The organism is Methylophilus sp. (genome assembly GCF_035460085.1).
Taxonomy (GTDB): Bacteria; Pseudomonadota; Gammaproteobacteria; order Burkholderiales; family Methylophilaceae; genus Methylophilus.
This window is the reverse complement of record NZ_DATHWZ010000066.1, coordinates 16,787-29,142: the sequence shown is the minus strand read 5'-3', so window position 1 is coordinate 29,142 and position 12,356 is coordinate 16,787. Positions and strand designations below refer to the sequence as shown.

The window sequence follows — 12,356 nt, the reverse complement described above, 5'->3', positions numbered from 1 at the left end:
TATATCCTCTTCTGTTCCTCTCGCAAATATCCTTATAACCCTTATTCTTCTTCGCCGTCGCTATCATCGACATCCTGCTCTTTGGATAGGCCGAGTTTTGATAAGCGATAGCGCAAGGTGCGGAAACTGATACCCAGCAATTTGGCAGCAGCAGTTTTGTTATTATTGGTTTTCTCCAGTGCCTGCAAGATAGTGCGTTTCTCAATATCTTCCAGATAGTCGGACAGGCTGACATCCATAGGCAGCATGGTATTGCCAGCACTTGCTGACTGGCTTGTTACACTTTCCAGTGGCGCGATTCCCTCGTTATATAGCGCAGGGCTTGTGGGTGAGCTCATGCGATCTTCTATGGCAGGCGTATTCCAGGGCATCACCGGTCTGTCACTAATAGGCGCAGCAGGCATATCTTCCAGCGATAAGTCCTCTATCGCTATGGTCAGGCCATCACACAATGCCAGCGCGCGTTCCAGCATGTTTTCCAGTTCACGTACATTGCCATGAAACTGTAATTGCTGGATATACACTTTCGCTTCAGGCGCAATGCCCGGTTTGCTGATGTTCTGGTTCTGGCAGAGTTTGGCCAGCAATCGCTCGGTCAGTTCCGGGATATCTTCCGGCCGTTCGCGTAATGAAGGCATTTTCAATTGGATCACATTCAGGCGGTAATACAGATCTTGCCTGAACTCGCCTTTTTCCATCATGGCGTTCAGGTTTTTGTGGGTAGCGGAAATAATGCGCACATCGACCGTTTCTTCCACTGTGCTGCCGACCACGCGTACTTTTTTCTCCTGGATAGCGCGCAATAATTTCACTTGCATGGCTAGCGGTAAGTCTGCGACTTCATCCAGGAATAAAGTACCACCATTCGCAGCCTGAAACAGGCCTTGTGTGTCCTGGATAGCGCCGGTAAACGAGCCTTTTTTATAACCAAAGAATTCGCTTTCCATCAGGTTTTCAGGGATGGCGCCGCAGTTGACTGCAATAAAGGCCTGGTCCTTGCGCGAGCTGTTCTGGTGAATCAGCCTGGCAGCGAGCTCTTTGCCGCTGCCGGATTCGCCACTGATATACACAGGTGCCTGGCTGCGTGCCAGCTTGGCAATCATGATACGCACATAACTCATGGCAGGGGAGGCGCCGATCAGGTCTACAGTATTCGCGCCGTTCGATTCTTTTTGCGAAGAAAGTTTGAGTGCGGATTCCACCAATGGCCGTAATTGTTTAAGTGAGATCGGTTTGGTGATGTAATCAAATGCCCCGGCCTTCAAGGCAGAAACTGCATTCTCGGCACTCCCATACGCGGTAATCACAGCCACCGGTAACCCCGGAAATTGCGCGTTGATATGCTGCACCAGTTCCAGTCCCAGCCCATCCGGTAATCGCATATCCGTCAGGCACAGGTCATAACTGAAAGAGTGCAGCATATGTTTGGCATCAGTGACATTGCTGGCGCTCTCGGCCTGTATGCCCATACGCTCCAGCGTCAGGACCACCAGTTCACGGATATCGGTTTCGTCATCGACCACCAGACATCGATAGGAGTTTGCCATTTAAACGAGTACCTTTTTAATTGTCAGTGAAAATTGTGTGCCGCTTAAGGTGCTGGAATAATCCAGTTTGGCGCCATTAGCTTCAGCAAGTTCACGTGCGATAAACAAACCCAGGCCAGTACCGGTTTTTTCCGTGGTCATAAACGGCTCAAACAAATGCGGCTGTATCTTAGGGTCTATGCCGTCACCATCATCTTTGATCAGCACGTGAATGAACTGGCCGCTTTTGTCACCAGTGACTTTCAGTTGCAGACTACGCGCTTGCTGTTTGCTGTGCCTCCAGCCATTTTTACATAAATTCCATAATATCTGATTGATATGTCTGCGATCAAATACCACCGAGCCCTGTTTCTCTGCGATGCTTAATGTGAAATTCTGCGGGTCGATTTTTTCTACCGCACAAAATTGCTGGTAGAACTCCTGTATGAAGTTTTTGATCTTGAATTGTTCCTGGTTGGTGCGGTCACGGCGGTTTAACTCAAGTACATCTTTGATGATCTGGTCTAGCCGTTGTACGTTATCAGAAATAATCTGCAACATGCGCTCCGTTCCCGGATCTACAGAGTCTTCCTGCAATAACTGAGTGGCGTGGCTGATGGCGCTTAAGGGGTTGCGGATTTCATGGGCGATATTGGCGGTCAGTCTGCCCAGCGCGGCCAGTTTCACCTGGTGCGCCTGCGTCTGGATCTGTGACCAGTCCTCAATGAAGATCACCACTCCGTTATCGGTATTTTCTGAAATCGCATGAAAGCGGATGCCCAGGTCACGGTTATTAATCGTCAGTTTGGTGGCATCTTGCGGCGCGAGTTTATTGGCCGGGGCCGATTGCAGGAGTTGCGTGATAGCGGGCGTCAGCATGCTTAAGGTTGCCTGTGATTTGACGATCTCCTGACACTGGCTATCTTCCAGTCCGAGTAATTTGCATGCCTGCAAATTGTAATGTTTCAGACGCTGATGTTGATCTATCACCAGCACCCCATTCGGCATTTCTTGCGTAATCAGGGCATTGGTCCGCGCCAGCTGTTCAATATCCTGGCCACGTTCAGTTGCCAGTTTTTCACTGCTTTGCATACGGGACGTCAGGGTTTGTGCCAGCCAGGCAGTGGCAAAACAACTTAAAGAGAGCAGCACGGCGCTGCTGTAATCATTGTAATTACTGTCTTGCAGGCTATGTTTTAACACCTGGTGCGTGTTTTCGAGCAGGATGCCGATAGTGGCGATCGCCGCATAAAACATGGCGAAGCGGCCATCACTGATCAGCCCGGCGAAGATGATATTGATGATAAGCAGTAAGCCGATGCCACTTTGGCCACCTTGCAAGAAATGCATCATCACCACAATAAATACGATATCCAGGCTGGTTTGCAGTTTTAGTGCGAGTCCGCTTTTGGACTGGAGATGCCTGAAACTGAAGCTGACTGTCAGCGCATAAAAGAAGAACACCACCAATAACCAGAACACAAAAGAAGGCGGCTCATAAGTCTGTTTCAAATATGGCCATAGTTGGCTGCCGAGCAGCATACCCGAAGCACACAGGCGATACAGGCTGTATAGCCTGAGATGTTGCAAGTCTGGTGCTTTTTCCAGATGCGTGGCACTCATAACGGGAACCATCGTGCAAATGCATGAGGAAATGGTCTAGTGGTCCAGGCATCTGAGTGCATGCTGTCGTTTATGGATAATGCTTTTTTGATTTTCATGGGATGAGTCACACTTTTGCAGCCATTCATCCTTATTCTATCAGTAATAAAATTAAAACTGATATACTCCAATCAACAGGGAGATAAAACGATGCCTATTTCTTCGACTGCCGAAAATAACCATAAATGCGGCGAATAATGCACATCGGCGAGTGGAAAACTTTGATTATCTCGGGGATTGGGAACCGTAGTGGCGAGTGCGCAAGAAATATCGGATTTTTTACGGCAGATTGAAAAAAGGGCCTTCAGGCAAACAGCTTATGCTGTGCGCGATGACCACGCTGCATTGGACATCGTGCAAGATGCAATGCTGAAACTGGCAGATAAATATGCCGGCAAGCCCATTGCAGAATATCCCATGCTATTTCAGCGAATCCTGCAAAATACTACCCGTGATTATTGGCGTCGGCAAAAAGTCCGCAATTTGTGGACTTCTTTATTTTCTTCCTTTGGTTCGCAGGATGATGAAGAGTTTGATCTGCTGGAAACAATAGATGTTGAAGGTGCGGACAATAACCCTGCTGACCAATTGGAGCGATCACAAACCATGGTTCTGATTGGAAAAGCGTTAGAAAAGTTACCGGCGCGTCAACGAGAAGCATTCGTATTGCGTTATTGGGAGGAGTTGGATGTCGCCGAGACTGCGGCAGCCATGGGTTGTTCGCAAGGAAGCGTCAAAACGCATTGTTCCCGAGCTGTCAGCGCCATGTCCCAGTTATTAGAGCAAGCTGGTCTCGGTGGTCAGAAGTTGCAAAAAAGAGGAGTAAAGCCATGAGCGATCAACGTCATCCGGAAGACGACTTGCCACTGCCTCTACGCGAATGTGTGGATTTATTGAAACATGATGTCACGCCACTATCCGCAGAGGTTGAGGCACGATTAACCAAAGCCAGGCAAGCTGCGCTAAGCCGCTTTGCCGAAAACAAGCAAACATCACCAGCGATGGGCGATATTTTGTCTTGGGCGTCATTCGGCCACCCGCGCATGATGGGTGCTGCAGCTTTATCTGTGTGTCTTGTAATCAGCCTGTTGGTGATTTCTGCCCAGCATAACGATGATGCCTTGTTGCTAAGCGCAGACTTGCCTGTAGAAGCCTTCGTCGATAACGGGTTTGAACCCTGGCACTATTCAGAACATATTTGAAGCCTGGGCTATGAGGTTAAGCGGTTTAAATTATTGGAACAATGAGAAGTGATGCTAAATCATTCATTAATATCAGGGTGTGTCGTATTGTTTTTGGGAGCTGCCGCAAGCGCACTTCCCGCGCAAGCTGGGGAGCTGGATAGTGGCCCGGCATTGTTGGCGATGGCGGATATTGGCGCAATCAAGAATGATTTGTCACCAGACGATCCTGCAGCCAACGTTACCTGGGTGCAATTAACTGATCAGCAACGGTTGGTACTCGCACCATTAAAAAGTGAATGGGATACGCTACGCCCATGGCAACGCGAAAAAATGCTGGATATTGCGCATCAATATCCAAAAATGGATGCCCAGAAGCAGCAGCGTGTTCAGAAGCAGTTGGTAAAATGGAGTCGCATGACGCCTTATGAGCGTGAAAATGCGCGTAAGCGTTATCAGCAGTTCCAGGCCTTAAGTCCTGAAAAGAAAGAAGCCCTGCGCAAGCAATGGAAAGAGCATCAGCGCAAAGCGGCAGCCAGTGAAGGATATGATCCGGAGTTTGATGGCGCCGAGCCTAATTAATCTGCCTGAATGACATAAAAAAGCCCGCATCATTTGCGGGCTTTTTTGTTGATGTTTTTATGGTGATTGCGATCAGCTCAGTTGGCTTCTTCACCCAGCGTTTTGCTCATCGATAAGCCTGTCAGCACGATGTCGCCGCGACCATCATTCCGCGAGCTTAATGTGTTGGAGTTATGCTCCATCCATTTTTTGATACGTTTAGCATCACCAATACGTGTCAATTTGCCGACAGAATCCAGTAAGACCAATATCAATGGTTCACCCGCAATCGTCGCCTGCATCACCAAACAGCGGCCCGCTTCACTAATATAGCCAGTTTTTGAGAGCCCAATTTCCCAGCTGCTATTTGAACTTTCCCTCACCAGGGCATTGGTGTTGTGAAAGTGCAGCGGTTGCCTTCTGTGAACATTCAGGTCGTAATCAGAAGTAGTCGTGATCTGGCGTATCGTAGGGTACTGGTAAGCGGCATGCACCATTCTTGCCAAGTCCATCGCAGTAGAAACGTTATTGCTGTTAAGCCCGGTGGAATCTTCGAAGTGGGTGTTCATCATGCCCAGGCTGGCGGCTTTTGCATTCATATCCTGAATAAAGCGTTGCTTACCACCAGGATAATGGGTTGCCAGCGCAGAAGCTGCACGGTTTTCTGAAGCGATTAATGCCAGGTTAAGCAGATCTTCCCTGGTCATGGTTGTGCCTACCGGCAGGCGTGAAGAAGTCCCTTTGAGGTAGTCTACATCCATATCGGTAATCGAAACTTCTTCAGCCAGGTTTAGTTTGGCATCCAGAACCACCATTGCCGTCATAAGTTTGGTGACTGAAGCAATCGGTGTAGGGGTATCCAGGTTCTTGGAATAAATGATTTCGTGGGTGTTCTGGTTCATGACCAGTGCTTTTGTCGAAGCAATCGCCAGATTACTGTTGCTAGACTTGCCCGTAAAAGAATCGAACATTTCTGCATCGACAGCAGGTTTTGAAGCTTTTCTTGCGTGTGCCCTGACTTTAGCAGGGCGCATAGCCCTGGTTTTGTTAGGATTAACGCGATATTCGGACGAAACGCGCGGATTGTTTTTTTTCTGGCTACTAGAAACCGAATGTTTTTTAGATGGGGATTTCGCAATTGCTTGGCCTGCTGGCGCAAATGCAATAGAACTCACCAGTAAAACTTTAAGACAATGCTTGAAAAAACTCATGATCCACCTTCCACAAACCAGTTTTATTATTGCCCAGTTATTATTCAGCGTCAATCACTTATCGCAATTTTTTAGTGTAAAAAATTAAAGCGTAAAAGCAAGTGATGTGACAGCGATAGCTCAATAAGCTTTGGTCGGAATAATAGTCTATGGCACAATCATTATCACTCAATTTTTCTTTTTTTAAACTTATGTCAACAGGCTTGAAATACCTCTTTTCTAAAGAACACACGTGGGCGGCGCAATCGGATGATGGCACATGGTTGGTCGGCATCAGCGATTATGCGCAGAATATGCTGGGTGACGTGGTGTTTATCGACCTGCCAAAAGTCGGTCAGTCTGTGGCTCAGTTTGCAGTTTGCGGGCTGATCGAATCGGTAAAAACCGGTTCAGATATTCATGCGCCTTTGGCTGGTGTTGTAAAAGCGATCAACGAAGACGCCTTGTCATCACCTGAAAAAGTGAACGATCATCCTTACGCTACCTGGCTTTTTAAGCTGGAAGCAAATGCAAACGGGGCTGAATTGTTGCTGGATCAGGCGACTTACGAAGCTCAGGTTTAAAAGACCGTACAATCAACTGATTATTCTAGCCTGCGGATAGTCAATGTGGGTTCTGCATACAGAATATCTTTAACCAGCACCGAAAAAGTACGCGGATGTTGCTTGGCGTTATTTAGGGACAGTCTTTGATGATGCGCATTCAGGTCGCGGCTGACTAATCCTAAAAAGATAAACAGGATAGAAAGTGCGACCGATTTGCTGTTTGTGTATTGCATGCGTGAGTCCTTAAAGTCTTTTTAATTCAATTACATCGCCGCCGTTTTGATGTTTTCCAGCGCGAATCAGGTATAATTTGCCGCTTATTAAATCTTTTTCAGCAAGTTGTCCTTCGGGTTGCGTTTACATATGCCTATCTACGATTTTCAATGTAGCGAATGCGGGTATCAGCAAGAGCTGATGCGCAAAGTTTCTGCACCTAGTGTGGACACCTGTCCACAATGTCAAAAAGAGACTTTTTCTAAAAAAGTGTCTGCACCGAATTTCCAGCTGAGCGGCAGTGGCTGGTATGCCACTGACTTCAAAGGCGGCAGTAATTCAAGCGCCAGTAAAGCTTCAGAGCCCGCCCCTGCAGACAGTGCCAAGTGCGCTTCTGGCTGCGCCTGTCACTAGGGGCGAAAAAGCTAACATCATGAAAAAATACTTCATCACAGGTTTGCTGGTACTGGTCCCGTTATTTATTACGGTCTGGGTGCTCAAAACTTTAGTACAAACGCTGGACCAGAGTTTGTTTTTGCTGCCTGCTGCCTGGCGCCCGGTTACATTGCTGGGGGTGGATATCCCTGGCTTTGGCGTGATATTGACGGTGGCGATTGTGCTGGCGACTGGCTTGGTTGCGACCAATATTTTTGGCCAGCAACTGATTGAGCTTTGGGAGGGATTGCTAATCCGCGTGCCGGTGGTGAAATCCATCTATTCCAGCGTCAAACAAGTGTCTGATACCCTGTTTTCTGATTCTGGTAATGCATTCCGCCAGGCGCTGTTAATTGAATACCCACGTCAGGGCGTATGGACGATTGCATTCCTGACTGGCACGCCAGGTGGCGATGTTGCCAACCACCTGCAAGGTGAATATGTCAGCGTTTATGTGCCAACCACACCTAATCCGACCTCGGGGTTTTTCCTGATGTTGCCAAAATCAGACGTGATCACGCTGGATATGAGCGTAGATCAAGCCTTGAAATACATTATCAGCATGGGTACAGTGGCGCCTTTGCCAAAACAGCACTAACCACAACCCTTTTAACTTTATAAAAAATATATGATGCGTACACATTACTGCGGTCACCTGAACCGCGAACATATCGGACAAACCGTGACACTGTGTGGCTGGGCCCATAGGCGTCGCGATCACGGGGGGGTGATTTTTATTGATTTGCGAGACCGCGAAGGTTTGGCGCAAATCGTGATCGACCCGGACACCAAAGAAGCGTTCGCCATTGCGGAAACCGTACGTAATGAATTTGTACTGCGCGTGGTCTGTAAAGTGCGTGCCCGCCCTGAAGGCACGGTGAACCCGAACTTGCCTACAGGCGAAGTGGAAATGCTGGCGACCGAGATTGAAGTGCTGAACGCTTCACTGACACCACCCTTCATGCTGGATGATGACAACCTGACTGAAACTGTGCGTCTGGAGCATCGTTATATTGACCTGCGTCGTCCTGCGATGCAGAAGAACTTGATGCTGCGCTACAAAGTGGCGAAAAACCTGCGTGATTACCTCGATGAAAACGGGTTTATCGAAGTGGAGACGCCAATGCTGACACGCTCCACCCCAGAAGGTGCGCGTGATTACCTGGTTCCTTCACGCGTGCATCATGGTATGTTCTTTGCATTGCCGCAATCTCCGCAGTTGTTCAAACAGTTGCTGATGGTGTCCGGTTTTGACCGTTACTTCCAGATCACTAAATGTTTCCGTGATGAGGACTTGCGCGCTGATCGCCAGCCGGAATTTACCCAGGTCGACATCGAAACTTCATTTCTTGAAGAAAACGATATCATGGACCTGGTCGAGGAGATGATCCGCCGCATGCTGAAAAAAGTGCAGGATGTAGACCTGCCAGCGCAATTTCCGCGCATGCCATTCAGTGAAGCGATGAACCGTTACGGCTCAGACAAGCCTGATATGCGCGTAACGCTGGAAATCACTGAACTGAGTGACGTCATGAAAGATGTCGATTTCAAAGTATTTGCCGGTGCCGCCAATATGGTCGGTGGCCGTGTCGCGGCGATCCGCGTGCCAAACGGTGCTTCGATCAGCCGTTCCGAGATCGACGCGTATACAGAGTTTGTCAAGATCTACGGTGCTAAAGGTCTGGCATATATCAAGATCAACGACATTACCAAATTGAATGAAGAAGGCCTGCAAAGCCCGATCGTGAAGAACATTCACGTCAATGCCTTGCAAGCGATTATCGAACGCACAGGTGCGCAAAATGGCGACATCGTGTTCTTTGGTGCGGATAAAGCCAAAGTCGTCAACGAAGCCTTGGGTGCTTTGCGTACCAGAGTCGGCCATGAAAAAGGCCATGTCGATGGCCGTCAGTGGGCACCATTGTGGGTGGTTGATTTCCCGATGTTTGAGCATGATGAAGAAAATGACCGTTGGGTCGCGTTACATCATCCTTTCACGTCACCGAAAGAAGGTCACGAAGATTTGCTAGTCAGCAATCCAGGTGCCTGCTTGTCCAAAGCTTATGACATGGTGTTGAACGGCTGGGAGGTAGGCGGTGGTTCTGTGCGTATTCATAAACAGGACGTGCAATCCAAAGTCTTTGATGCACTGAAAATCAGCAAGGAGGAAGCGCAAGAGAAATTCGGTTTCTTGCTGGATGCATTGCAATATGGTGCGCCTCCGCACGGTGGTTTGGCTTTCGGCCTGGATCGCCTGGTAACGTTAATGACCGGAGCCGAGTCTATCCGTGATGTAATTGCATTCCCGAAAACCCAGCGCGCGCAATGCCTGATGACCAATGCACCGAACGAAGTGGATGAAAAACAATTGCGCGAATTGCATATTCGCGTGCGCCAGCAGAATACAGCAGCCGGCTAATCATGTGTCTGCTTGCATGTTTAGATAATGCGAGTGCAGTGATTATTTCAAGCGCGTCCTTTGGACGCGTTTTTTATTTACTAAGCAATCACCATGTTTAAAACACTAATTCGTACGATTCCAGACTATCCCCAGCCTGGTATCCAATTCAGGGATATCACGACCTTGCTGCAAGACAAACAAGGCTTCTCAGCAGCGATTGAAGCGCTCAGCCAGCATTACGCAGGGCAAGACTTTGACAAAATAGTCGCGATGGAGGCGCGTGGCTTTATTATCGGCGCGGCGCTGGCAGTTAAATTAGGGATCGGTTTTGTGCCGGCGCGTAAGCCTGGCAAATTACCCTGTTCAACAATTTCCCAATCCTATGCTTTGGAATATGGCAATGATGCATTGGAGATGCATGAAGATGCAATCCAGCCCGGTGAACGTATTCTGTTGGTGGATGATCTGATTGCAACCGGCGGCACCGCTTTGGCAGCGGTCGCTCTTATCCGGCAACTGGGTGGTATATTGCAACAGGCGGCCTTTGTGATTGACCTGCCTCAGCTGGGCGGCATGCAACAATTAGCGACTGCGGGCGTACAAGGATTTGCCCTTTGTCAATTTGAAGGCCAATAGTTTTTTCGTAGTGTTTTGTGCACTAGAAATTTTGTACTATAGTTGCCGACTGTAATCATTTTTTATAAGGTAATCATGCCGTTAACCGAAATCAATCATGTCAATTTTCGCTCTGATCGCGACACCATGCACAAACTGCGTGATTTTTATTGCGATGTGCTGGGGCTGACCGTTGGCAAGCGAGTGGCTAGTACTACTTATGGCTACTGGCTCTATATCGGCGACAACGACGTGATCCATCTGGCTGAATATAAAACTACCGAAGCCCCACAGTTGCATGTGCACGGGACTTTTGATCATGTGTCATTTACCTGTACCGATATGCCCGAAATGGAGTCGCGGTTGAAGTTACATGGATTGGAATACACGACTCGTACATTAGCCAATGGCATACAGCAGATTAACCTGCGCGACCCGGCGGGCAATGGTGTAGAACTTAATTTTGAAGAGTCGGCTGACCCCAATTATGAAATGCGTCCTTCAGGTGATCCAAGCAAAACTGCCTGATTTGAACAGGGAGAGAATAGTGTTGAAAATGTGTGATGGGAATCACATATGAGAATTGTGTTTTCGGTAGAGAATGGCTTCGGTCACATCATATAAATACAAAGCGAATTGGGGAATACGATGAAGAAATTGTGCATATTGTTGGCGGGCATGGCGGCCTTGTGTTTAAGTACGCTGGTGCAGGCAGAGGCCGACCCGAAATTGTGGAATGTGGTGAAAGAAGCTTTTTTCCCTAAACGCGATATTCAGGAAGTGGATTTCCTGAAAATTGAAGCGCCGCGGCGTGCCGAGAGTGGTGCGCAGGTACCGGTGACGCTGATGTATGATAAAGCGGCTGCGAATGGTATTGCAATTAAAAAACTGTATGTCATCGTTGACGCCAATCCCATCCAGCTCGCTTCGACCTATCATCTTACGGATAGCTTGAACGGGTTCCAGTTGGCTACCAGGATCCGCCAGGAGTCAGACTCTTTTGTGCGACTGATTGGGGAAACCGCAGATGGCAAACTGTACATGGCTAAACGTGAAATCCGCGCGGCCGGTGGCTGTGGCGGGACGGTTGACAATAATGAATCGGAAGTGCGCGCTGCTGCAGGCAAAATCAAATTCAATGTAGACGCTCCGAAGATCGGCGAGCCGGCAACAGCTACTTTTAATATCAGGCATGTCATGCGCACCGGTCTGCAGCGTGACCTGGTTTCACAAGGATATGTACCAGCGTTTTACATCAATAAAACCACTTTTACCTATAACGGTAAAGAGCTGATGACGGTAGATGTAGGCGTGGGTACGAGTGAAGACCCTTATATGAAATTCAGCTTTATCGCCGATGCACCTGGCAAGCTGGAAGTGGTCGCCACCGATAATGAAGGTAAATCATTCACACAAAGTGTCGATGTACACAGCTAACCAGGTACATTGTGTATGGAATTGGGCCTCGAATGAGGCCCTTTTTTATTGCAGTTTTCTCAGTATTCATATGGTTTCATGCATTTCAACAAGCACTCCAGGTGTAAAATAATCTGATTGGGGATCAGGAGAGTTAGATGAAAAGTTTTCGTAAAGAGTTGTGGTTCAATATTTCGGCGCGCATGGATTTTAAAAACATTACGGAGGATGTCATCGCCTGTGTACGCGAGAGTGGCGTGAAGGAAGGGCTGGCACTTATCAATGCCATGCATATTTCTGCCAGCGTATTTATCAATGATGATGAACGTGGCCTGCATCACGATTACAAAGTGTGGCTTGAAAAATTGGCTCCGCATGAACCGGTTAGCGGCTATCGCCATAATGATACCGGTGAAGACAATGCCGATGCGCATATCAAAAGGCAGATCATGGGCCGCGAGGTGGTGGTAGCGATTACCCAAGGCCAGCTGGATTTTGGCCCTTGGGAACAAATATTTTATGGGGAATTCGATGGTCGCCGTAACAAGCGCGTACTGGTCAAGATTATTGGCGAATAGTCGTTAGCGCTG

General features: G+C 48.3%; 16 protein-coding genes. 12 read left to right on the top strand and 4 right to left on the bottom strand.

The window, feature by feature from the left end:
* Positions 1-41: 41 nt before the first annotated feature.
* On the bottom strand, positions 42-1,547 hold the full coding sequence (locus VK958_RS10030; RefSeq protein ID WP_325241043.1) for a sigma-54-dependent transcriptional regulator: 1,506 nt from the start codon (positions 1,545-1,547) through the stop codon (positions 42-44).
* Positions 1,548-3,149, bottom strand: coding sequence for a two-component system sensor histidine kinase NtrB (locus tag VK958_RS10025; RefSeq protein WP_325241042.1), 1,602 nt, complete (start codon positions 3,147-3,149; stop codon positions 1,548-1,550).
* A gap of 288 nt (positions 3,150-3,437) precedes the next feature.
* Here VK958_RS10025 and VK958_RS10020 point away from each other — a divergent pair, with 288 nt between their 5' ends.
* Genes VK958_RS10020 through VK958_RS10010 form a run of 3 tightly spaced genes read left to right on the top strand, consistent with a single transcriptional unit; the run spans position 3,438 to position 4,951 of the window.
* Complete coding sequence (locus VK958_RS10020) at positions 3,438-4,022, top strand: RNA polymerase sigma factor (protein WP_325241041.1); 585 nt, start codon at positions 3,438-3,440, stop codon at positions 4,020-4,022.
* Positions 4,019-4,390, top strand: coding sequence for a DUF3619 family protein (locus VK958_RS10015; RefSeq protein WP_325241040.1), 372 nt, complete (start codon positions 4,019-4,021; stop codon positions 4,388-4,390). Before VK958_RS10020 ends, VK958_RS10015 begins: the two co-directional genes overlap by 4 nt.
* Before the next feature lie 51 nt (positions 4,391-4,441).
* Positions 4,442-4,951, top strand: a complete 510-nt coding sequence (locus tag VK958_RS10010; RefSeq protein WP_414683880.1) for a DUF3106 domain-containing protein — start codon at positions 4,442-4,444, stop codon at positions 4,949-4,951.
* 77 nt (positions 4,952-5,028) lie between these two features.
* Here VK958_RS10010 and VK958_RS10005 read toward each other — a convergent pair whose 3' ends face one another.
* Positions 5,029-5,832 carry a serine hydrolase gene (locus tag VK958_RS10005; protein WP_414683879.1) on the bottom strand — a complete coding sequence of 268 codons (804 nt, stop codon included), beginning with the start codon at positions 5,830-5,832 and terminating at the stop codon, positions 5,029-5,031.
* Between VK958_RS10005 and VK958_RS13950 the strand changes: the two genes are divergently transcribed.
* Positions 5,831-6,229, top strand: coding sequence for a hypothetical protein (locus VK958_RS13950; RefSeq protein ID WP_414683878.1), 399 nt, complete (start codon positions 5,831-5,833; stop codon positions 6,227-6,229). The genes VK958_RS10005 and VK958_RS13950 overlap by 2 nt on opposite strands.
* Positions 6,230-6,344: 115 nt before the next feature.
* The gene (locus tag VK958_RS10000) at positions 6,345-6,704 is read left to right on the top strand and encodes a glycine cleavage system protein H (RefSeq protein WP_414683877.1); all 360 of its coding nucleotides are present in this window, start codon (positions 6,345-6,347) and stop codon (positions 6,702-6,704) included.
* 20 nt (positions 6,705-6,724) lie between these two features.
* Here VK958_RS10000 and VK958_RS09995 read toward each other — a convergent pair whose 3' ends face one another.
* The gene (locus VK958_RS09995) at positions 6,725-6,919 is read right to left on the bottom strand and encodes a hypothetical protein (RefSeq protein WP_325241039.1); all 195 of its coding nucleotides are present in this window, start codon (positions 6,917-6,919) and stop codon (positions 6,725-6,727) included.
* A gap of 130 nt (positions 6,920-7,049) precedes the next feature.
* Here VK958_RS09995 and VK958_RS09990 point away from each other — a divergent pair, with 130 nt between their 5' ends.
* From VK958_RS09990 to VK958_RS09960, 7 genes are all read left to right on the top strand, one after another.
* Positions 7,050-7,313, top strand: coding sequence for an FmdB family zinc ribbon protein (locus VK958_RS09990; RefSeq protein WP_325241038.1), 264 nt, complete (start codon positions 7,050-7,052; stop codon positions 7,311-7,313).
* A 19-nt stretch (positions 7,314-7,332) separates the two neighbouring features.
* Entirely contained in the window at positions 7,333-7,932 is a 600-nt protein-coding gene (locus VK958_RS09985) for a DUF502 domain-containing protein (RefSeq protein ID WP_325241037.1), read from the top strand.
* A gap of 30 nt (positions 7,933-7,962) precedes the next feature.
* Positions 7,963-9,753: an aspartate--tRNA ligase gene (aspS, locus tag VK958_RS09980; RefSeq protein ID WP_325241036.1), complete on the top strand. Its 1,791-nt coding sequence runs from the start codon at positions 7,963-7,965 to the stop codon at positions 9,751-9,753.
* Between the two features lie 93 nt (positions 9,754-9,846).
* On the top strand, positions 9,847-10,371 hold the full coding sequence (locus VK958_RS09975) for an adenine phosphoribosyltransferase (protein ID WP_325241035.1): 525 nt from the start codon (positions 9,847-9,849) through the stop codon (positions 10,369-10,371).
* Between the two features lie 75 nt (positions 10,372-10,446).
* Positions 10,447-10,878 carry a VOC family protein gene (locus VK958_RS09970; protein ID WP_325241034.1) on the top strand — a complete coding sequence of 144 codons (432 nt, stop codon included), beginning with the start codon at positions 10,447-10,449 and terminating at the stop codon, positions 10,876-10,878.
* Positions 10,879-10,998: 120 nt separating this feature from the next.
* The gene (locus VK958_RS09965) at positions 10,999-11,787 is read left to right on the top strand and encodes a quinoprotein dehydrogenase-associated SoxYZ-like carrier (protein ID WP_325241033.1); all 789 of its coding nucleotides are present in this window, start codon (positions 10,999-11,001) and stop codon (positions 11,785-11,787) included.
* Between the two features lie 137 nt (positions 11,788-11,924).
* A complete protein-coding gene (locus VK958_RS09960; protein ID WP_325241032.1) occupies positions 11,925-12,344 on the top strand; it encodes a secondary thiamine-phosphate synthase enzyme YjbQ in 420 nt (139 codons plus the stop codon).
* Positions 12,345-12,356: the final 12 nt, after the last annotated feature.